A 22,250-nucleotide genomic window follows, 5' to 3' on the forward strand; every position below is an offset into this window, starting at 1 on the left:
TTCTTGTTTTTAAAAATACGAACAGCTATACTTGCAAGTAAATTCTAACTTCGGAGGTGTGCCTATGTTCTTCTTAGTTTTGACTTATTTAAAAACCTTTGGCAATAGTCGGCTCTTCCTTTATTTATTAAGCTTAATTAGTTTGTTGAGCTTTTTGTCAGCCTGGGCCTATTTACAGCAAGACCGCTACCAACAAGCCGCTGACTCCGCGACTGCCACTGCCGGGATACATTCCTTCATTAATGAACTTGAAACCGACCCTCGGGCAGCTGATTATCAAGAAAAAAGAGCGTTGTTAGTTAAGGAAGAACAACTTCTCAATCGTCTTTATTCTTATGTCTTCTTAGATAAGTATGACAATTTTTCCAACACAGTTAGCCAACTCCGGGAAAATGAATTAGCCCTACTAGCTTATTATCCTGAGGGACTAAGCTTCTTGCCACCTCTTCACCAAATCGAAGCTGAGCTAACCTTACACAACTACTTAAAGGCTCAGTCCTTAGTCCTTAATTTTAATCAGCATGGCCTTGGTCAAGGGATTACTTTGTTATTGCCGCTTTTAACTATGGCAACTTTAAGTTTTGCGATTATGACTAGTTCCTTTTTAGCCTTTCAAGAAGAAAGCCATCCATCAATTATTAAAAGTTTGCCTTATGCCTTAAATCAACGGCTGTTAGCACACCTTGTGACGATCAGTTTCCTAACTCTCGCTTTTTTCTTCCTTACCCTCAGCCTTTATGCCTTATTTTTAGCGATCCCTCTTGGTTTTAATAACCATTTAACAGTCATTCCTCTGTATACTACTAATGGTTTTCAAGTCGTTCCCCTGATAATTTACCTCTTACTGCTCCTTCTTTGCTTATTACTACTTGTTTCTTTGATTTCCTTACTGACTTTAATCTTAGTCCCTTTGACCCGTTCTTTATTTATAACTATTTCCTCTCTTTTTTTAATCTTTTTAAGTGGCCATTGGCAGATGGAACCATTGCTTTTAGAACGCTCTTGGTTTTATTACTTAGCACCTTTAAGTTTACTTCAAGGCCGTCTAGCTGAAATCACTAAACAAGAAAACCTAACGGTGGCTAAAGGACTCCTTATCCTTACAGTCTGGATTACTTGCTTAACTCTCCTTTTAAGCAGGCTCAGCTATGTGAAGAATCCCTCTTTCCTAACTAACTTTTCTAGGAAAGGAGCTGAAAAGCCATGACATTTTTAGGCTATTTTATTTTCGAAAGTACGACTCTTTTGAAGAATCGTAAAAACTTAAGTATCATCCTACTATTTCTAACTAGTTGTTTTTTATATAGCTTTTGGCAAATAACAACGTATCAACCTCGGGAAGATATTAATCAAGCCTTGATTACTCGCCAAATTAATGGCTTGGTAGGGCGGCTAGCAGAGTTGGCTGAGTTAGAACCTGAGCTAGCAATTGAAGCGGAAATCTTTCAGATAAACTTAGCATTACAGACCCAAGAAGAACGTCTCAATTATCTCGAAAGGAATGAACTAGTTAAGTATGCCGCCGTCACTGCTGACTACTATCAAGATTTATTATGGCGTGCCAATAGTGGGTTAAGTATTCCCCGCCGTTATTTTTCCTACAAACATCACTACGGTAAAAATGACGGCCACTATGCTTACGGTTATAAAGGTCGCCAACTTCAAGCCTTTAGTCAAGTAGATTTTCCAGTCACAACGGACTTAATTGCTGAAAAAAGTGCCTTACATTTCTTAAATCGGAGTTTTACTTATTTTTTACCATTTAGCCTACTTATTGCCAGTACGTTAATGAGTATGGACAGTTTAATTAAAGAACAGGCTCATCCTTCCCTTTTTCAGGCTTTGCCAATCAAAAGACATCACGTGCTCTTACTAAAACTTTCCTTACATTTCCTAATTAGTCTCTTATTATTTTTCTTAGGGCTGACAATTATCTTAGCTTTGACTAGTTACTACTATCAATTCGGTCATTTACAAACACCAATGCCGATTTTTAATGGAACTTATCAAATGGTCGGTCGGCCATTAGAAAATTTGGAAAATTTTACAGTCAAACCAATTATTTTTTTACTTTTTTACAATAGTTTGTTTTTATGGTTATTAATTGTCACAAATCTTAGCTTGATTTTATTCTTAAACCACTTCTTTCCTAGAAGTTTTTTAGTTGCCTTAGTTAGCTTTAGTAGCTTAGGAGCACATTCTTTAATCGCTTATCGCGGGTATGGGACTTTTCGGGAAATTAGTTGGCACCCTTTGACTTACACTCAGTTTGGTAATATTTTAAGTGGTGAGAAAAATTATTTACTCGGGAGTCAAACCATTGCCTTATGGAAAGGCACTTATCTTTTTGCTAGTAGTTTACTCCTGTTACAACTCTTCATCTATTTGCTGGCAGAAATAACAGAAAGGCGGAAGCACCGATGATTGAACTCCATAATATTACTGTGGCTTATGGCAAACAGCAAGTCTTAACAGACTTAACACTGACTTTAAACAGTGGTCAAATTATTGGCTTAGTTGCCCCTAACGGTACAGGTAAATCGACCTTCCTTCATCTGCTCCTAAATTTCATTCCCCCTCAGTCTGGTAAACTTTTAATTAATCAAACATTAACTTACGGTAGCCCGAAAGCCAATCGTAGCATTCATCAATTAATCACGATTTTACCGGCCTTAGAAGACCTTTACCCTGACTTAACTGGCTATGAGCACCTCCGCCTTTATCAACGTTTATGGCAACAACCTAGTTCCCACTTACCCCAAATTATTGAAACTCTCGACATGAGTGCTTTTCTAAAACTACCTGTTCGCCGCTATTCTTACGGGATGCGCCAACGACTAGCCTTAGGCATGCAACTCGCTACTAATTCCCCAATTATGCTAATGGATGAAGTTATGAATGGCTTAGACCCTTCTCTAGTTGCCACCGTCTCTCAGTTATTGAAAGACTTAGCGCAGGAAGGGAAACTTATTGTGATTGCCTCTCACTTACTGGACAATTTAGAAGAGATTTCCCAGCGAATTTTATTTTTAAACGACCAGCAAGTTGCTTATGATTGGTCAAAAGACAATTCTCAAGACAGTTTGAGTGTTTCCGAACTTTACAACGAAATTTACTTACAAAAAAGACTCAAAACTAAACTTTCTTAGTTTTGAGTCTTTTGCTATTCGCCTTCAAAAAACAATAGTAAATCAGCTAAGGTTAGCTTCGCTTTTTCAGCTGGGCCTAAATCAACTTTAATTTGACCTTTATGTAAAACGATTAAACGATTGCCATACGTTAACGCATCTTCCATACGGTGGGTAATCATTAAACAAGTCAAATTGTCTTTTTTAATTTGTTGTTCAGTCAGCGCCATTAAACTGCGGGAAGTTTTAGGGTCTAAGGCGGCTGTATGTTCATCTAATAATAATAAATCTGGCTTAGTAATCGTCGCCATCAGGAGACTTAAGGCTTGCCGTTGTCCCCCTGATAAATTACCAGTTGGGGTTGCTAAATGATTTTCAAAACCATTGCCGATTAATTGACACAGTTCCGTAAAATAAGGGTGATGAGCTTCTAAATCTCGGGCTTTCAGCCCTCGTTTTTGTCCACGGTGCATCGCTAGTAAAAGATTTTCAGCTACGGTCATTCGGGGAGCTGTTCCCATCTTCGGATCTTGAAAGACACGAGATAAATAGAGGGCTCGTTCTTCTTCTTTTTTTTGCGTGACATCGTTGCCTTTGATATAAACTTTTCCAGAAGTTAATGGGAGATTACCAGCAATACTATTAAAAAGAGTCGATTTTCCCGCACCATTTCCACCTAAAACCGTAATAAAGTCTCCTGGTTGAATCTTTAAATTTAAGTGATCCATAATGTTTTTCGTTTCATTAAGACCATTTGAAATTGTTTTAACCCCATCGATTAATTCTAAGACTGCTTGTTCCATTTATTTCCCCTCCTGTTCTGTACCGATAACTAAATTAAGTTTGCTTTTAATTTGCGGAATCATTAAACAAATTGCTAAGATAACTGCTGAGATAATTTTTAAGTAGTTCGTATTAAAACCTAGTTTAATTACGACTAAAATTAGTAATTGATACAAAATACTGCCAACAACGATGGCGATTAGCCGTTCTGTTAAGGTCAGTTCACCAAAGATGACTTCACCAACAATAATCGACGCTAAACCAATTACAATCACCCCAATCCCTTTATCAACACTGGCATAGCCATCATTTTGGGCTAATAAAGCACCTGCTAGAGCAATCACACCATTAGATAACGTTAAGCCTAAAATTTTCATCCGATCCGTATCAATGCCTAAAGACCGAGCCATATTTTCATTATCTCCAGTTGCAATATACGCTTGCCCTAAGTTCGTATGAAAGAAAAGGAGTAATAAGCTAATAATTAAAGTGAGACCGATTAAGCCAATCACCACTGTGTCAAAATAATTCGGTAAATTTAGCTTGTTGAAAATATCATGAATTCGTGGTTGGTTTAACAATGATAAACTTGGTGATTTCATAACGAATAAAATGACTGAGTTTAAACCGGACATCACGAGAATTCCTGATAAGATAATCGGAATTTTGCCTTTTGTATAAAGTAAGCCGGTAATTAACCCCGCTACCATTCCAGCAAGCACCCCTAAAACCGTAGCGATGAGTGGTGATATCCCTTGGGTAATCGCCATCACACAAACTGCTGCTCCTAAAGGATATGACCCTTCTGTCGTCATATCAGGGAAATTCAAAATCCGATAGGTCATAAAAATTCCTAAACCTAAAATCCCCCAAATCAACCCTTGACCAATAACTGAGACTAACATCTTTTTTCCTCTTCTCTATTTAGTAATAATCGCTTCTGCTAAAATATCTGCAGGAATCTTAATCCCTAATTTATCTGCTTGTTTCTGGTTAATAATAATGTCCCCGGTAGTAAACGTATAAATCGGTGTTGTGGCTGGCACTGACTTGCCACTTAAAATATCAGCTACCATTCGACCTGTTTGCAAACCTAATTCGTACTGGTTAATACCGACAGTGGCTAAACCACCTTGTTCAACCATTGTATCTACAGAAGGGATGATTGGCACGTCATTTTTATTCGCAATATCAACAACGATTTGCATAGCATTCGCAATCACATTGTCTGTCGGCAAGTAGATAGCATCAACTTCTGAGCTCATAACTTGAACCATTTGGGAGATTTCATTACTAGATGGCACTGGGTATTTCTTAACAGTCATCCCTAACTTTTCTGCCTCGCTGACTAACTTCTCTGCTTGAAAGGCGGAATTGTCTTCAGCTGAAGAATACAAGACGCCAATGGTTTTTAAGTCTGGTAATAGTTTTAAGGCTAAGGCTAACTGAGCGTCTACTGGGGATTGATCGCTGACACCAGTAATGTTGCCTCCTGGTCGTTGGTTATCGGCAACTAAGTTAGCTGACTTAGGGTCGGTAATTGCCCCCAGAACGATGGGAATGTCCTTTGTGTTATTCGCTAAGGCTTGGGCCGCTGGTGTGGCAATTCCTACAAGGACATCGGCTTTTTTATCAATTAATTGTTGGCTCATCGTATTTAACTTGCTTTGATCTGCCTGGCCATTTTGAAATTCAATGTTTAGATTGTCTTGATCGGTATACCCTTCTTCGGCTAAGCCAGCTTGAATCCCACGATAGATTTCATCTAAGGCGGGGTGGCTAACAAATTGTAAAACCCCAACGGTCATAATTTTAGCTTGCCCTTCAGCTTTTTCTGCCATTTTGTTTTTTTCAAAAATAAAACTTCCTACAAGTACTGTTCCGATAATAATAATCACACTGATTAGTCCTTTATTTTTCATTAGTAATTCCTCCATTATGATATTTTAAGATACAAAAAGACAATGACTCCTAATTAGTAGTCATTGCCTTCAAGTCAGAGTTAGGATAGTTTTCCCCTACTCTTTTTTTGATCAACAAAACCACATAGCTAGCTACTCTATGTGGTGGTTGTTAATTTACTATTTAGCCACATAGATACAATTTAGAATGTACTCTAAAGTTGCATCTATGAAAGGATCTTCATACACACAACTATCTACGCCAGCTTTGCCAACCTTGAACTTGCTCTTTTGCGATTAGTGATAATTGTTTCATGAAAATCCCTCTCTTCTCTTTAATATAATTTGTAGTTTACTATGAATGTCAGAACTTGTCAAATCTTTTTAAAGGGATAATAAATTTAAATTGATGGCGATACCTAAACCAATCCCAGTAATAACGACTAGTAAGCCAAGAATTAAAAGCATATTTCCGAGACTACTGCCACCTGAATGACGGCGACCTTGACGTGGTGGTTTAACAAAAGTTGCGATGACACTTAAAGCGATCCCTATAATTGTTAGTAAAATTGGCACTAAATAATTTTTGTTTTTGCTGCCTTTGCCAGGCTTAGCTGCTGACTCAGGTTCTTTTTCTTTATCCTTGTTCGTTACTTTACCTTTAAAAGGAATCGTGTTTTCAGCAATCTTATCTGACACTTGGGGTAAGTCAGAGACAACAGCAAGCTTATTATCAATTAATTCATAAGTTACTTCTTTGTCTTTAGGGACAAAATCGTAAAAATCAGCCTCCAAGGTAATTTTTTGATCATTAATGACTTGTTCCCCTTTGTCGAGGATTTTTTTATATTCGTAACCAGCAAAACCACGATCTAATAAAGCATTTCCTGTCGGATGACGCTCTTCTTCACCTGCTTGATCGGTCCAATCTCCTACGCCTAAAATAACTTCGATTAAGCGTGTGTCTTCCCGTTTAGCCGTTCCAACGAAGCCGAAACCGGCTGAAGGACTAGAACCGGTCTTAATGCCATCAAAGCCTTCGTAAGCATATTTTTTCCCTGGTAAGGCAAATAAGTAACTCTCAAAAGTCTCTTCTGAGATTTGACCTGGATGAACTGTATGCGTGGCATTTTTAGTAAATTCTAGGACTTGCGGGTATTTTTTTAATAAATTATAAATTAATATTGAAAGATCGCGAGCAGTTGAAATATTTTCCCCATCGGGATCAATGCCAACAGGATTATAGTAACCTAAGAATGAGCTACTGGTTGCACCAGTGGCATTGTAATAAACCGTATTACTCATCCCTAACTCTTTCGCTTTAGCATTCATACTATTAATAAAAGCTGCTTCATCATTATCAGACGTATGATTAGCTAACATCACTGTTGCCGCATTTGAAGACGGCATAAAGATCAAATACATTAAATCAGAAACGGTATAATCAACTCCGGCCATCATCTTATTATTGCTTAAACTATAAATTTGCGAAATATTAATGATTGTTTCTGAAGGCTGAAGAGCTGTCTCTAAAGTATATTTGCCTTGCTCCATCGCTTCAAAAGCTAAGTAAGCTGTCATGACTTTTGATAAACTGGCAATACTCATTTGCTCGTCAGAATTATCATCCCAGATGACTTTACCAGTCTGGGAATCAATGACAATAGACGCTTTTGGACGATAACTTTCAGCTACAGTGTAGCCTTCTGCTGCCGTAATTTCCATAATATCTTCTGCGGCGTTAACTGCTAACGAGCCACTTACTAAACTAACTGCCACTAATAAACTGGCAACACTTAATTGTAAACTTTTTTTAATTTTTTTCATTATTTTCTCCTGAACATTCATTTAACATTTTATTTTTTTGAAAACCATTGGACAATACTTTCTAAACGACTTTTTCGTAAGTTTGGTAAACCCGTCCGTGATAAACCATGACTACTTTGAGGGAAAGTAATCATTTTTGTTTCGACGCCTTGGCTCTTCATCCCAATATACATTTGTTCCCCTTGTTCTAAAGGACAGCGTAAGTCTTCTTGACCGTGTAGAACTAGTAAAGGCGTGGTAATGTTTGACAGATGGGCTAGTGGCGACATTTGCCACAATTCAGCCCCTTGCTCTAAGTTTCTTTGAAGTTGATAGTTAACAAAAAAAGCACCAATATCACTTGTACCATAGAAACTAAGCCAGTTTGAAATAGAACGCTGTGTTACCCCGCGTTTAAAGCGCTGAGTATGGCCGATGATCCAGTTAGTCATAAAGCCACCATAACTACCGCCCGCAACGTAGAGGGCTTCCGAATCGATTTCTGGGTACTTTGCTAAAAGAGCATCGACTCCTAGCATTAAATCTAAGTAGTCTTGATTACCATAGTCACCAAGAATGGCCTTCACAAATTCTTGACCATAACCCATCCCACCTCGGGGATTAAGTAACATCACCCCAAAACCATTAGCACTGTGAACTTGCATTTCATGAAAAAAGCTGGCGCCATAACAGACTTGGGGGCCACCGTGAATGTACAAGATAGCCGGATGTTTTTCCTGAGTCGCAACTGGTGCTAAATACCATCCTTGAATTGGCCAATCTTCAGCTCCTTGGTACCAAAATTCCTGTGGCTCGACAATCTCTGTTTGCTGACAGTAGCTAAGATTAGGGTTATAACTCTCCTTAATTTCACCTGTTACTAAATCGATTGTCCCTAAAGCGCTAGGTAAAATTGGTGTTGTGTAACAAATAAATAGTTGCTGGTTATCAGCATCTAAGCTTAGTTCGGTAATATGAAGAGGTTCGTCAATAAAGAGCTGATTGCCCTGACCTAATTCGCCTTTATATAATTTGAGCCGGCCTTCTTCAGTAGTCGGAAACAGATAGCTGTGATTAGTTAACCAAATCGGCTGAACGCCTCGAAGGTTTTGCTGGAAATCACCAATAATACTGTCATTCACTTCGACATCTAAATCCGTTGTCAAACACCTTAACTCATGTTCCTTAAAATCATAGACATACAGCTTTTGTTGAGTCACAAAGCCATAATTAAAATCGTTACCGACTAATAGTAAATGGGTCTCCTCTTGATTCATTTCACAAAAAGCAAAGCTTCCTTTCGGAATACTTGCAGTTAATGAGTAGCGCTCCCCACTTTGGACATCACGATAGTACAAAGTTTGACCGTAGCGCCACTCATCCTGCTCATCTAAAGGGTCACTTAAAATCAGAAAACTTTCATCCTTAGCAAGATAGTTTAATTGAACAGGATTGGTTGATTCAAGACAGACTTCTCCTTTTTGATCATAAACCCCTAGTTTTTTGATCTGATAAGAAGTATTTCCTGGGATGATGCCGCTGCCATCTTCTTTGTAGCTCAACTTATCAATTACAGTAACTGTGGGCAAACTATTTTCACTTGTGACTGAGAGAGCTTTTTGGCTAGTGACATAATAGATTTGGCTGCTATTACTTGTCCAATGAAAGTCCGTTACCCCATTTTTTTCAAAGGTAATTTGACGCTGGGCACCCCCATCAATTGGTATCAGCACAACTTGCATCTGATTATTATCTGTATTATTTGATAAATAGCTCAAATACTTCCCATTAGGGGATGTCTTGATCAAACTATTTTTACTGTTTTGATTACTCCATAGTTTTCTTTCATTTGTCTTTAACGTCAGACTATAAACAGCACTCAGATAAGTATTCTGCTCAACGTCAATCTTTGTTTCAAGATAAAAATAATGACTATTGCTGACTAGTGTTTGGGACACCGATTTCAAAACAAATAAATCCTCAATTCCAACTTTGTCCATTCTCATCCCTCCATTCTAATATACTAGTTCAAATACTTTAAGTAATTATCTCGTTTATTCAAACTTTTAGCAAGGGCTTTTTCCAATACTGACAAGAATGTAATGAAAAAAACTGTCCCGTAAGACAGTTTTTTCAACATTCTTATTGGTCAGTCGTTTCTGAGTTTTTTAACTCATCAATGACTTCTTCTTCTTCTAATTTTTTCTTTTCCGCTGCCGCTTGCTTTTCAGCTTCTTCACGAGCTAGACGTTCTGCCTCAAGTTTCATGACTTCGGAGTTACTCGGTCGCAACAAGCTATTTAAATGATCCACTAAATACAATTCAACTTCTTTTTGAGAGTCTAAATTGATTCGTTGAACTTCTTTTTTGTTTTGAAAATAAATTAAGGTCAAACCACTTTCTAGCTTGTAAAAATCTCGCGTTTTCTTTTTATCATAAATAATTGGATACACGTAAACTTTTTCAGGAAACTCAGCCATTTTTTGCTTATCATTCAGGGCTATGACGAACTCTTCGTAATACGGGTCATCTTGATCTACAAGGGCTACGACGACGTTTTCAGTATTGATAATCGTATCCTCTAACTGGTTATAAGTAATCCCGACAACTTTATCGGTATTAGTGTAGTCCTTAAGGGCTAAAGCATCCGTTTGTTTGACTCTAATTTGGGCCTTTGTCTTAGGAATAAAAACGGTTATAAACAAACCGACTAGCACTAGTCCAAGAACCGTTAATGTAACCATTTCTTTTCGTTCTTTCAGAAATTCAAAGACTTCTTTGCTTCTTTTAATAACAATTGGTTTAATCTTCTCTAATTTATCCATTCACTTCACCTTTACTCTGTTATAATATTAGTATACTCATTGCTGACTAAAAAGGAAAGGCTTATCATAAAATCCTTAAGACCTTTAAATAAAATCAGCCGATAGAGGGATTTTTAACTAGTAACTTTACTAACTAGTTAAACTATAAAAAAGAAATGAGGAACTTATTATGTCATTCGACGGCGTCTTTACTCGCACAATGATCAATGAATTAGCTGGAACCGTGTTGAATGGACGTATTTCAAAAATCCATCAACCTTATGAAAATGAAATTATTTTAGTCATCCGTAACCAAGGAAAAAATCATAAATTATTACTTTCTGCCCATCCAACTTATGCCCGGATGCAATTAACTGAAATCGAGTATCAAAATCCGCAATCACCACCAAACTTTTGTATGACTATGCGGAAGCATTTAGAAGGAGCCATTTTAACTAAAATCGAACAAATTGCTAACGACCGGATCATTCATTTTTCTTTTGAAAAACGCAATGAGCTTGGGGACTTGGAAGACATTGTCTTAACAGTTGAACTGATGGGTCGCCACAGCAACATTATTCTAGTCAATCAACGGACTGGCAAGCTCCTTGATTGTATTAAGCATGTCGGACCTAGTTTAAATACTTACCGAACTTTATTACCAGGCGCGGAGTATCTAGCTCCCCCAGCCAATGAAGAGCAAAAAAATCCTTTTACAATTGAACAAGGTCCTTTGTTTGAACTATTATCTTTAGCTGATGAACTAACACCAAAATTTTTCCAACAAACATTTCAAGGGTTAGGTTTTGATACCGCTCAAGAAATTAGTTACTTATTAACTAAAAACCCTCAAGAACGACTAGCGACTTGGCAAGCTTTCTGGAATCGTTTTGACAGTGACCCGGCACCGACTTTAACCATTTCCGGAAATAAAAGTTTCTTTACGCCTCTAAACTACGAGTCATTAGGTACAGATAGTCAGTCTTATGACACTCTCAGCACTTTATTAGATGGCTACTACCAGGGGAAAGCTGAACGGGAGCGCGTTAAGCAGCAAGCCGGCGAGCTCATTCGCAAAATTGATAATGAGTATCGCAAAGCTAAAAGTAAAATCAAGAAGCTAGAAAAAGCCCTCTTAGACACTGAAAATGCCGAAAACTACCGTCAAAAAGGGGAACTTCTAACCACTTTCCTCCATCAAGTTGATCGGGGCTTAAAAAGCATTACTTTGGAAAATTATTATGAAGACAATGCGCCAATCCACATTGCTTTAAGAGAGGACTTATCACCGGCGCAAAATGCCCAAAAATATTTTCAAAAGTATTCGAAATTAAAAAATGGCGTAAAGATCATTCAAGGTCAAATCGCTGTCACTCACAGTGAAATCCTTTATCTAGAATCTGTCCTCTCCCAATTAGACTTGGCTTCGCCAATGGATTTAGATGTGATTCGCGAAGAATTAATCGAGGAAGGCTACATTCGCTTTAAACAAAAAGCCGGTAATCGGAAGAAGCTGAAAAAAAGCAAACCTGAAAAATATTTAGCGACTGATCAGACGACGATTTTAGTTGGTAAAAACAATTTACAAAATGACCAATTGACATTAAAATCTGCCAATAAAAATCATTACTGGTTACACGCCAAAGACATTCCTGGATCCCATGTAATTATTGAATCAAGTGATCCTAGTGAGGAAACGATTCGTGAAGCTGCCATGTTAGCCGCTTACTTCTCAAAATTCCGTCTATCTAGCTCAGTCCCTGTTGACTATGTCCAAGTGAAACATGTCAAAAAACCAAATGGCTCTAAGCCTGGTTACGTTATTTACGAACAACAAAAAACCCTTTACGTGACACCAGAAGAAGCTTTAGTCTCAGCCTTAAAAGCCTAATAAAAAACCATTTAGGAAATCCCTAAATGGTTTTTTTAGTATTTTTGATCGTATTTATGATTAAGCACAATTGAATTGACTACTGACATGATGACCGCAACTAACATGGCCGCACCAAAGCTTGAAAAGCCAAAATTAGTCGACCCAACTAAACTAGAAGTTAAGTTTAACATCACACCATTGATTACAAAACTAAACAATCCAAAAGTTAATAAGGTGATTGGAAAAGATAGTAAGTGTAAAATTGGTTTGACTAGGGTATTCAAGATTGACAAGACAAAACTTGCTAAAACTGCTACGAATAAACTCTTGACGTGAAGCATATCATTAGGAAGCAACATCGATAACGAAACGAATGTCAACGTATTAACAACAAGGCGTTGGAAGTATGACATTAGAAATCGCTCCAATCTTCGTCTTCGACCTTCTCAGCTTCTTTACGTTTCTTGGGTCCTTTAGTTGGTTGACCATAGTTATGGTAGCTCTGGTAGCTATCCCTTGGATTTTCATACGTGTTGTAGCTTCCGTTGCGGTGATCGCGTTTATCCGATGGTAGAACAAACATTAAAATGAAATACAATGGAATTGGTGAACCTGCCCCTAAAAAAACGATTAAGATAAAAATTACTCTTAAAATAGTCGGGTCAATTCCTAAATATTCCCCTATACCTCCTAATACACCAGAAAAAACGACGTTACTTTTGGATTTCATTAATCTCTTTTTCATTTATCTCACCTTCGTCTTAAATAAAATTAGTTTAGTGGGAGCAAGCTCCCACCCTTAATTGTTTATTGATCTGTATCTTTTAAATAAATACTACCTGTCGTTGTACTTAAGCGAACATCAACGGTTTGCTCTTCATTGTAACGACGGAATTGTAACATTTGATTCGTTTTCTCAGTTTTCTCACGAATGACCTCAAACTCAGTCAGGCGATTTTTAATAGTTCCAATGCTCGTTTTAACTAAGCCTTCAATTCCAACTTCTTGGGGAATTGCCACTTTAATCGTCCCATTGACCACTTTAGCTTCAATTTTTTTCAAAGATTCCCCTTGACCAGTAATTTTAATGTCGCCATTAACATTAGAGATATTTGCATTTTCAATGATTGAGTGAATCGTCGCATCGCCATTTACTGATTCCGCTAAGAAATCCATAATGTGACAGTTAGTAACTTTGACATCACCATTAACACCTTCAACTTCAAGCATTGTTGCAGTTAAATCTTCAAAACTCATGTTGCCATTGGTACTCTTAATAAACAAATCTTTCGCTTCTAAGGTTGTAATTGAGACGTCACCATTTAATAGTTTAACAGACATATGATCGTAGACTTTGGCTGGTAAGTAGAAATGTAAATCAGCTTTAATCCGTTTGTTAGGAATTTGGAATGAAATTTTTTCCTCATCCACGTCGATTTGACTTCTTTCTAAGAACGCTTCAAAAGGTGTCTCCGCATCCATTTTTCCATATAACTTAATGTCAGCTTCAACTTTTAAGTCAGCTTGATCCCATTGACTGAAAGTGACTTGACCATTGGCTACTTTAACATCAATTAAAGAAGCTGTAATTTCTGGGTAGAAGAACTCATGTTTAAAGCTATTAGTTGTAACGCCTGGGACTTTAATGCTAATGTCTTTCCAATCAACATTGTCATTGACTGTCTCTGTGACAGTTTTGATTGTTTCTTTGACAAAACGTCCTAAATGAGTGCCAGCTTCCCCCATCTTACGTCCAAATTGAGTACCAGCTTCACCCATTTTTTGACCAAAGTCAGTAAATGATTCTTCCCAATCATTCGGAATTTCAAATTTTTTCGACCATTGTTCCCGGTTACTGTCTTTTTGTTCTTTGCGAATCACTTTTAACTTCTCTTCCAAAGCGGCTTTTTCTTCATTTAAGCCAGCGAGCGAGCCGTTTAAAGCAATCATTTCAGCTTCAATTGTTTGACGTTCCACTGCTTTTTCTTCAGCTAACTCATCTAACTCTTCAATTGTGTTAAGAACCATTAACTGCTCTTCTTTTTCTAACAACTCAGAGTAGATACCTTGAATTTCGACATTGACTTCATCCAATTCTGCTGAGGTTTTATTTGCTTCAGTTGCTAATTCATCTAAGATTTTTTCTAATCGTTGACGATCAGCTTCTTCATTATCAGCAAATTTTTCAAAAGCTTCCGCTTCCGCTTCTTCTAAATCGACTGCTGAACCAAATAATTCTTCTTCGTTAAATGGTTGCTCTGGTGTGTCACTGATTGAACTTTTATCTTCATCAAAGCTATTTTTAAATACTGGCGCTTTTTTAACGTCTAAGGCCTCTTTTTTAACAATTTTTTCATCTTTCTCAGTTGCCATGTTTTCTAACAAAACTAATGCTTCCTCAGTTGTGATGATTCCTTGTTTGACTAGTTCGAACACTCTTTCCCGTTCTTTCATAATATTATAGCCTCCTTAGCTAATTACCTATCATTCTAAAAGAAGTTTCCTTCTTACATTACCTATTATGCCTTGTTTTAACGAAAATGTCATAGGACTTAAGATGGATTTATTCTTCCTTTGTAAGTCTTAGTTTGACTTCAGCTCATGAACTTTTTGAAATGATAGAAAAAAGACTATCAATTGATAGTCTTTCAAAGTCTTTAATATAAACCTAACATGACACCTGGATCGACAAATCCACTCCACATACCAGTACTAATACCGAAATGTAAATGTGTTCCTGTTGAGTTACCAGTTGAGCCCATCAAGCCAACAACGTCGCCAGCTCTAACTTCTTGGCCAGCTGTGACTGATTGTGAGTTTAAATGTAAGTAGTAAGAGTAATAACCATTATCGTGTTGCAGAATAACTAAGTTACCACCACTTGGATTGAAGCTTGATGACACAACAATTCCATCACGACTAGCGTAAACGTTCGAGTTGTTAGCACCGGCTAAATCAATGCCGTCATGTCCGTTACCTGAAACACCATTAGGGTCAGGACGGTTACCATAACCACTCGTAATACTCATACTTGGTAAAGGCCACTTGAAGTCGCCTGAACCTGTTTGAGGCTTATTGCCAGCATTTGAATTACCAGCATTACCAGAGTTGCTATTGTTTGAGCTATCATCATTTGTGTTTGTGTCTTCAGCCGGTTTAGAAGTGTCTTCATCAGGCATTTCTTGCGTATTGATGTTTTCAATTTCTTTCGCAATAGCTTCTTCTGATTTACGAGCTTCTTCTTGTAATTTAGCGGCTGCTGCGGCGGCTTTCGCTGCTTCTTCTTTTTGAATACGAGCTGCTTCAGCTTTACGTTTTTCAGCTGCTTTTTTCTCAGCTAATAAACCAGTCTTTTTAGTTTCTTCTGTTGCTAAGCTTGCTTCAACTTCTTTCGTCAAGATCGCTTGATCGTATTGTTTCGCAACCATTTCTTCTTGTTGAACTTTTAATTGTTCAGTTAAAGCGTTAACTTCGATAAGTTTTTTATCAACAGTTGCTTTCGACTTAGCTACGGCTTCTTTGTCTTCTTTTTGAGCAGTTACAATGTCGTTATTAGCACTAACTAATTTTCCATAAGCCCATGAACGGTTAATGGCATCAGAAATACTATCAGCATCTAACATAACATCTAGAAAACGGTCAGCTTTATTGACTTGGGCTGCACGAGCTTGATCATCAATTTTATCTGATCTTTTTTCAATTGCTTGTTCTAGTTTACGAATTTCTTCATTTAGTTTATTCATTTCTTTTTCTAATTCAACTTTTTGGTCTAATGTTGATTGAACTTGATTTTCAAGTTCTGTCACTTCAGCGTTTAACATTGCTAATTCAGCTTCTGCTGCCGCCTTTTGACCTTTTAATGTTTCAATTTTAGTTTCTGTATTATTAATTTCATTATCAATTGCATCAGCGCTTGCCACAAGAGGCGTTGCTCCAATAACTAAAACAGATAATAGTGTAATATATTTATTTTTCATAAATTTAGCTTACCTCGTTATTATTATTTGCCACATCTAGAACTATAACATAAAATCAGCCATTATGAAATTACAGTTGTATTACAAGTTATTACTTAACAATGATAAGCTTTACTAGCGCCTTTCTTGTTAAGTAATCTGCCTTATTTAAGTTGTTTATTTATGGTTATAAATTTACTTGCAAACAAAAAAAGCTGAGACATTAAAGTCAGCAGCTTTTTTTGTTTAGTCTTTACCCAATGAAATCTGTGCGATTTGAGTTTAGTTCTAAAATTTTACCAGTTTTTAAGTAAACGATCCACTCACAAATATTAGTGACATAGTCGCCAATCCGCTCTAAGAAACCAGAGACTTGTAAGTAATCCGTGCCACCAACAACGGTTTCAGGATTTTCTTTCATTTCTTTAATACACATGTCGTAAATTTCAGTAAAGTAATCATTAATCTTACTGTCATTCGTTGCAATTAGTTTCGCTTTTTCAGCATCCCCTTCAATATAGGCATCCTTCACAGCGTCGACCATTTTTTTGACAGCATCTGCCATGTCAGAAATTTTTTCTTCCACTTCTAGAATCCGCTCGTTCCCTTTGACACGAATCGTTGATTTCGCAATTGAAACTGCGTGATCTCCCATCCGTTCTAAATCTGAACTAGCTTTCATAACAGTAATAATAATTCGTAAGTCAGTGGTAACAGGTTGTTGTAAGGCAATCATTTCAAGACTTTTCTTTTCTAGCTTAACTTCCATTTCATTGATTTTAGCGTCATTTTCAATCACATTAAAAGCAATCTCTTTGTCGTGTTTAATGAAAGCTTTAACTGATTTATAGACGGCGTCACTGACCTCTTGAGCCATTTCTGAAAATTGCACGTGTAGTTTAGTTAAATCTTCTTCAAATTGTGTTCGTAACATACTGTTACTCCTCTCTTATCCAAATTTACCAGAGATATAATCTTCAGTCTCTTGTTTTGATGGATTTAAAAATATTTTTTTAGTTTTGTCGTATTCAATTAAATCGCCATTTAAGAAAAAGGCGGTTTTATCAGAAATCCGGGAAGCTTGTTGCATATTATGAGTCACCATAATCATTGTATACTTGTCTTTTAACTCAAAGAGCATGTTCTCAATCTTACCACTAGAAACGGGATCCAGGGCACTAGTCGGTTCATCTAACAAGATGATCTCAGGCTTAACGGCTAAGACCCGGGCGATACAGACCCGTTGTTGTTGCCCACCAGATAGCGATAAGGCGCTTTTGTTTAATTTGTCTTTCACATCATCCCAAACAGCGGCCGCTTTTAAACTTGTTTCGACTGCTTCGTCTAATTCAGCTTTATTATTGTTGCCTGCTAAACGTAAGCCATAAATCACGTTTTCATAAATTGAAAACGGGAAAGGGTTCGGTTGTTGAAACACCATCCCAATTTGTTTCCGAAGTTCAACGGTATCAGTTTTAGGGCTATAAATGTTTTGATCTTTAAACATAACATTTCCAGTAATAGTGACATCTGGAATTAAGTCGTTCATGCGGTTCAAGGTTCTTAAGTAAGTTGATTTACCACAGCCAGAAGGGCCAATCAACGCTGTGATTTCCCCTTTATTAAAGGCCATGTCAATGCCTTTTAACGCTTCTTTCTTACCATAATATAAATGCAACGCTTTTGATTCAATAATCGTCATTTGGATTCTCCTAACCAAAATGCCCAGAAACATAATCTTCTGTAGCTTGTATTTTAGGACGGGTAAAGATTTTACTCGTTTGATCGTATTCTAGGACTTTCCCCATATAGAAGAAAGCTGTGTAATCACTAATTCTAGCCGCTTGTTGCATATTATGGGTCACAATTGCAATTGTGTAATGTTCTTTCAAGTTAATCAAGGTTTCTTCAACCTTACTAGTAGATATCGGATCTAAGGCACTTGCCGGCTCATCTAAGAGCAAGACGTCTGGCTTCAACGCAATTGCTCGCGCAATACATAAACGCTGTTGTTGACCACCAGATAAGGCATGTGCACTCTTATCTAAATTATCTTTAACTTGTTCCCAAAGAGCCGCTTGTTTTAAACTTGTTTCCACAATTTCATCTAACTGTTTTTTATCCGTCATGCCATGTTGCTTTAAGGCAAAGGTAATATTGCCATAGATTGACTTACTAAAAGGATTCGGTCGTTGGAAAACCATGCCAATATGTTTTCGCATTTCATAGACATCAATGGCTTTAGAATTAATATCAGTTTTTTCATACATGATTTCACCAGTAATTTTCGTCCCAGCTATCTCATCATTCATCCGATTCAAAGAACGGAGATACGTTGACTTACCACAGCCAGAAGGTCCAATTAAGGAAGTAATTTTATTTTGTTCAAACTCTAAAGAAACACCTTTAATCGCTTCATTTTGGCCATACCAAACGTGAAGGTCATTCGTAGCAATTGCTATTTTTTGGGTTTCAGGATTCATCTTGAGGATATGTGTCTCATTTAAATCATACTCTTTCATGTCATAGGCTCCTTATTAAGCTGATGTAATCTTTTTATGAAGTCTCTTACCTAAGAAACGTGCTAGCATATTAAAAATCAGAACCGCAATAATTAAGACTGCTGACGCTCCAGCTGAGACTTGAACACCATCTGGCATCGTCCCTTCACTATTAACTTTCCAAATATGGACAGCTAACGTTTCCGCTTGGCGGAAAATATTCAAAGGGCTTGAAATGCTTAGGGGATTCCAATTTGAAAAATCTAAGGCTGGCGCACTTTGGCCGGCTGTATAGATCAAGGCTGCTGCTTCACCGAAAATCCGGCCTGCCCCTAAAATAATCCCTGTTAAAATTCCTGGTAAGGCTTCTGGAACGACAACTTTAATGACTGTTTCCCAACGTGACAAGCCTAATGCTAAGCCGGCTTCCCGTTGCGTGAAGTGAACCGCCTTTAGAGACTCTTCAACATTTCTTGTCAACAAAGGTAAGTTGAAGAAAGTTAATGCTAAGGCTCCAGAAATAATTGAGAAACCAAATCCAGCTTGGACAACAAAGATTAAGAAGCCGAACAAACCGACAACAACTGAAGGTAGTGAACTCAGAATTTCAATGGCTGTTCTAATAATATCAGTCACCCAATTCTTTTTGGCATACTCGGATAAATAAATCCCGGCCCCTAAAGAAATTGGAATACTAATAATCATCGTGATTAATAGTAAGTAAAAGGAGTTAAATAGTTGGATCCCAATGCCGCCGCCTTCTTGGAAGGTTTTAGATGGTTTCGTTAAGAATTCCCAACTAATATGTGGGACCCCGCGCACTAAAATATAGAGCAGTAGACTGGCTAAGATTAGCACGATGATACTAGCGATTCCGTAAAGTATTCCGGTTGCAACTTTATCTGCTTTTTTAGGCGTCATTATTTCATCTCCCCTTTCTTACCGATTAGGCGGATGACAATATTGAATAATAAAGACATCATTAGCAATAGCAAGGCTAGTGACCATAAAACATTATTTTCAAGTGTTCCCATAATTGTATTACCAATCCCCATCGTTAAGATACTCGTTAACGTTGATGCTGGGGTAATTAAGTTATGAGGCATTAACGCCGCATTACCGATAACCATTTGAATTGCTAAAGCTTCACCAAAGGCCCGGGCCATCCCGAAAACAACGGCAGTCAAAATACCAGGAATGGCTGATCGTAAAACAACTTTATAAATTGTTTGCCATCTCGTTGCCCCTAAAGCTAAAGACGCTTCTCGGTAATGACGAGGAACAGCCTTTAAGGCATCTGTTGTCATAGATGTCACTGTTGGTAAAATCATGACAAACAAGACGAAGGTTCCCGCTAAAATACCAAATCCACTGCCACCAAAGACTTGGCGGACAGCTGGCACGATGACTGACAAGCCGATAAAACCATAAACAACTGAAGGAATACCGACTAATAGTTCAATAACAGGTTGTAATATTTTAGTTCCTAGTTTTGGTGAGATTTCCGTCATAAAGACCGCTGCCCCAATTGCGAAAGGTGTAGCTACAATCGCAGATAAGACAGTGACGATGAATGAGCCTAAAATCATCGGTAAGGCACCGACTAAAGGTTCACCATTTTCACCTACATTGCCAGGACTCCACTCTTTGCCAAAGAGAAAATCAAAAACATTTACACCGTCTTTAAAAAATGTGGCTAATCCTTTACTTGCAACGAAGTAAAAAATAGCAACTACGACTAAAACAATGAAAGTGATACATAAAAAACTGATCCCTTTACCGATTTGTTCTAGTTTGGCTTTCTTAGACTTTTTTAATAAGCTTTGCCGAACATCTTCCAAACTACTTCCTCCTAAAAAGATACTTGTTTAAGTGATTAGCTTACTTTCATCATTAAATAACTAAAAAGAATTAATTTTATCAGTCTTTTCAATTCCTTTTTTAACGTTGCTAAACTAATACAATAAACGGATATTTACATGATTTTCATCTCATTTTATTTATTCAATTAAATTTCCGGCAGCGTCACGTTCGACTTCCATTTTAGCAACCGAAATATAGCCAAGCTGCGGCACAATTTCATCTTGAACTTCTGGGGAAAACATATAGTCTAAAAACTCTTTCGTTAAACCCGTAGGCTCCCCTTTAGTATACATATGTTCATAAGACCAGATTGGCCATTTATTTGTCATAACATTTTGATCTGTTCCTTTAATTCCATCAATCGAGAGGGCTTGGACATCTTTTGTGACATAAGAAAAGGCAACATAACTAATTGCGCCGGGAGTTGTTCCAACAATTTGGCGAACCATCCCTGTTGATTCTTGCTCCTGAGCCTTTTTAGACAACTCGCCATCAAGAACCCATTTTTCAAAAGTATAACGACTACCACTTCCTGAAGCACGGTTAATTAAGACGATTGGTAAATCATTGCCACCAATTTTTTTCCAGTTTGTTATTTTTCCTGTGAAAACATCTTTTAAATCAGACATCGAAATATCTTTGATTCCGACTTCTTTATTGACAATCGGCGTTGTTCCAACGACTGCCACTTTGTGATCGACTAATTCAGCCACATCAATCCCAGGCTTTTCTTCAGCGAAGAGATCCGAGTTCCCAATATCAACCGCCCCCGATTGAACTTGGCTCAGGCCTGTCCCGCTACCTCCACCTTGAACATTAATGAATTTTCCAACATTTTTTCCGCTATACTGCTCGCCAGCGGCTTCCACTAAAGGTTGCATAGCCGAAGACCCGACTGCTGTTGTTGATTCGCCATTATCAACGGTACAAGCAGCTAATAAACTAACTGTCAGCAACGCATAACTTAACTGCAAGAATTTTTTCACTTTTGATCCTCCCTAATTTTAACGAAAAGTCCTATTTAATCCTAGTAGCAAGTGACTTCAGTCAATGAATCTCTAAAGTTTTCTTGCTTAGATTTTTATTACAGACTTCTCTATACTAAACATATCCTTTAGCTATAAAAAAAGCAAGTTTTTTTCTTTGGTTTTCAATTAATTTTCGAACTTTCTTTTTCATCCTCTACTCACTCAAGGTCTCCTGTATAATCCTTCTTATTTGAACTTCCTCTAGAATAATTCCAATGTTTTTCGAAATTCTTCCCAATTAAATATAACAGTATGATATAATATGTATGAAATCTATTTTTGATTAATTAGCGATGGGACAATTGTAACCCTTTTAGTTATTTTCCCCAAACCCTGCTAAAAGCGCTGTTATTTTTGTTTAGACTATTTTTAGTTAAACATCCGATTAATCTGAAAGTCTGATTTCTAATCTCAGATTGGTTATTCCCCATAATCACCAATTATTGAGAAGTATTTATCATCCCTTATAAAGAAAAAGGGCTCTACGTCAAATTGTGTGGATGGCTAAAATTTAGTCGAATAAATAGTTACTTAGGCAGCTTCATCAGAAATGGTGAAGTTGCTTTTTTGTGTCACTTTAAAACTGATTAGAATGCGGTGTTTAAA

General features: G+C 37.3%; 20 protein-coding genes. 4 read left to right on the top strand and 16 right to left on the bottom strand.

Annotation, left to right across the window (positions count from 1 at the left end):
* Nucleotides 1-64: 64 nt before the first annotated feature.
* Genes CBF35_RS12725 through CBF35_RS12735 form a run of 3 tightly spaced genes read left to right on the top strand, consistent with a single transcriptional unit; the run spans nt 65 to nt 3,149 of the window.
* Nucleotides 65-1,207, top strand: coding sequence for a hypothetical protein (locus CBF35_RS12725; protein ID WP_126781794.1), 1,143 nt, complete (start codon nt 65-67; stop codon nt 1,205-1,207).
* Nucleotides 1,204-2,424 (top strand): hypothetical protein, encoded by a 1,221-nt coding sequence (locus CBF35_RS12730; protein ID WP_126781796.1) that lies wholly within the window; start codon nt 1,204-1,206, stop codon nt 2,422-2,424. Before CBF35_RS12725 ends, CBF35_RS12730 begins: the two co-directional genes overlap by 4 nt.
* Nucleotides 2,421-3,149 (top strand): ABC transporter ATP-binding protein, encoded by a 729-nt coding sequence (locus CBF35_RS12735; RefSeq protein WP_126781798.1) that lies wholly within the window; start codon nt 2,421-2,423, stop codon nt 3,147-3,149. Before CBF35_RS12730 ends, CBF35_RS12735 begins: the two co-directional genes overlap by 4 nt.
* A gap of 14 nt (nt 3,150-3,163) precedes the next feature.
* On the opposite strand, the gene CBF35_RS12740 is transcribed toward CBF35_RS12735, so the two are convergent.
* From CBF35_RS12740 to CBF35_RS12765, 6 genes are all read right to left on the bottom strand, one after another.
* Entirely contained in the window at nt 3,164-3,931 is a 768-nt protein-coding gene (locus CBF35_RS12740; protein WP_126781800.1) for an ABC transporter ATP-binding protein, read from the bottom strand.
* A complete protein-coding gene (locus tag CBF35_RS12745; RefSeq protein ID WP_126781802.1) occupies nt 3,932-4,816 on the bottom strand; it encodes an ABC transporter permease in 885 nt (294 codons plus the stop codon). It lies immediately after the preceding gene.
* A 15-nt stretch (nt 4,817-4,831) separates the two neighbouring features.
* Entirely contained in the window at nt 4,832-5,833 is a 1,002-nt protein-coding gene (gene trpX / locus CBF35_RS12750; protein ID WP_126781804.1) for a tryptophan ABC transporter substrate-binding protein, read from the bottom strand.
* 363 nt (nt 5,834-6,196) lie between these two features.
* The gene (locus tag CBF35_RS12755; RefSeq protein WP_170174805.1) at nt 6,197-7,639 is read right to left on the bottom strand and encodes a DUF1958 domain-containing protein; all 1,443 of its coding nucleotides are present in this window, start codon (nt 7,637-7,639) and stop codon (nt 6,197-6,199) included.
* A gap of 29 nt (nt 7,640-7,668) precedes the next feature.
* Nucleotides 7,669-9,618: a S9 family peptidase gene (locus CBF35_RS12760; RefSeq protein ID WP_126781809.1), complete on the bottom strand. Its 1,950-nt coding sequence runs from the start codon at nt 9,616-9,618 to the stop codon at nt 7,669-7,671.
* Nucleotides 9,619-9,760: 142 nt separating this feature from the next.
* Nucleotides 9,761-10,444, bottom strand: coding sequence for a hypothetical protein (locus CBF35_RS12765; protein WP_126781811.1), 684 nt, complete (start codon nt 10,442-10,444; stop codon nt 9,761-9,763).
* 169 nt (nt 10,445-10,613) lie between these two features.
* On the opposite strand from CBF35_RS12765, the gene CBF35_RS12770 reads away from it, so the two are divergent.
* The gene (locus tag CBF35_RS12770; protein ID WP_126781813.1) at nt 10,614-12,314 is read left to right on the top strand and encodes an NFACT RNA binding domain-containing protein; all 1,701 of its coding nucleotides are present in this window, start codon (nt 10,614-10,616) and stop codon (nt 12,312-12,314) included.
* A 35-nt stretch (nt 12,315-12,349) separates the two neighbouring features.
* On the opposite strand, the gene CBF35_RS12775 is transcribed toward CBF35_RS12770, so the two are convergent.
* The 10 genes from CBF35_RS12775 to CBF35_RS12820 form a co-directional block, all read right to left on the bottom strand.
* Nucleotides 12,350-12,709 carry a phage holin family protein gene (locus CBF35_RS12775; protein ID WP_126781815.1) on the bottom strand — a complete coding sequence of 120 codons (360 nt, stop codon included), beginning with the start codon at nt 12,707-12,709 and terminating at the stop codon, nt 12,350-12,352.
* Nucleotides 12,709-13,041 carry a PspC domain-containing protein gene (locus CBF35_RS12780; RefSeq protein WP_126781817.1) on the bottom strand — a complete coding sequence of 111 codons (333 nt, stop codon included), beginning with the start codon at nt 13,039-13,041 and terminating at the stop codon, nt 12,709-12,711. The genes CBF35_RS12775 and CBF35_RS12780 overlap by 1 nt, the downstream gene beginning before the upstream one ends.
* 62 nt (nt 13,042-13,103) lie before the next feature.
* Nucleotides 13,104-14,750, bottom strand: coding sequence for a daptomycin-sensing surface protein LiaX (gene liaX / locus CBF35_RS12785; RefSeq protein WP_126781819.1), 1,647 nt, complete (start codon nt 14,748-14,750; stop codon nt 13,104-13,106).
* Between the two features lie 203 nt (nt 14,751-14,953).
* Nucleotides 14,954-16,273, bottom strand: coding sequence for a murein hydrolase activator EnvC family protein (locus CBF35_RS12790; RefSeq protein ID WP_126781821.1), 1,320 nt, complete (start codon nt 16,271-16,273; stop codon nt 14,954-14,956).
* Nucleotides 16,274-16,505: 232 nt separating this feature from the next.
* Nucleotides 16,506-17,186, bottom strand: a complete 681-nt coding sequence (phoU, locus tag CBF35_RS12795; protein ID WP_126781823.1) for a phosphate signaling complex protein PhoU — start codon at nt 17,184-17,186, stop codon at nt 16,506-16,508.
* A gap of 15 nt (nt 17,187-17,201) precedes the next feature.
* Nucleotides 17,202-17,954: a phosphate ABC transporter ATP-binding protein PstB gene (gene pstB, locus CBF35_RS12800; protein ID WP_407290295.1), complete on the bottom strand. Its 753-nt coding sequence runs from the start codon at nt 17,952-17,954 to the stop codon at nt 17,202-17,204.
* Between the two features lie 10 nt (nt 17,955-17,964).
* On the bottom strand, nt 17,965-18,774 hold the full coding sequence (gene pstB, locus CBF35_RS12805; protein WP_126781825.1) for a phosphate ABC transporter ATP-binding protein PstB: 810 nt from the start codon (nt 18,772-18,774) through the stop codon (nt 17,965-17,967).
* 15 nt (nt 18,775-18,789) lie between these two features.
* The gene (pstA, locus tag CBF35_RS12810; protein WP_126781827.1) at nt 18,790-19,674 is read right to left on the bottom strand and encodes a phosphate ABC transporter permease PstA; all 885 of its coding nucleotides are present in this window, start codon (nt 19,672-19,674) and stop codon (nt 18,790-18,792) included.
* The gene (pstC, locus tag CBF35_RS12815) at nt 19,674-20,594 is read right to left on the bottom strand and encodes a phosphate ABC transporter permease subunit PstC (protein WP_126781829.1); all 921 of its coding nucleotides are present in this window, start codon (nt 20,592-20,594) and stop codon (nt 19,674-19,676) included. Before pstC ends, pstA begins: the two co-directional genes overlap by 1 nt.
* A 159-nt stretch (nt 20,595-20,753) precedes the next feature.
* The gene (locus tag CBF35_RS12820; RefSeq protein WP_126781831.1) at nt 20,754-21,602 is read right to left on the bottom strand and encodes a phosphate ABC transporter substrate-binding protein PstS family protein; all 849 of its coding nucleotides are present in this window, start codon (nt 21,600-21,602) and stop codon (nt 20,754-20,756) included.
* Nucleotides 21,603-22,250 lie beyond the last annotated feature (648 nt).

This window comes from Vagococcus salmoninarum (assembly GCF_003987495.1).
Lineage (GTDB): Bacteria > Bacillota > Bacilli > Lactobacillales > Vagococcaceae > Vagococcus_D > Vagococcus_D salmoninarum.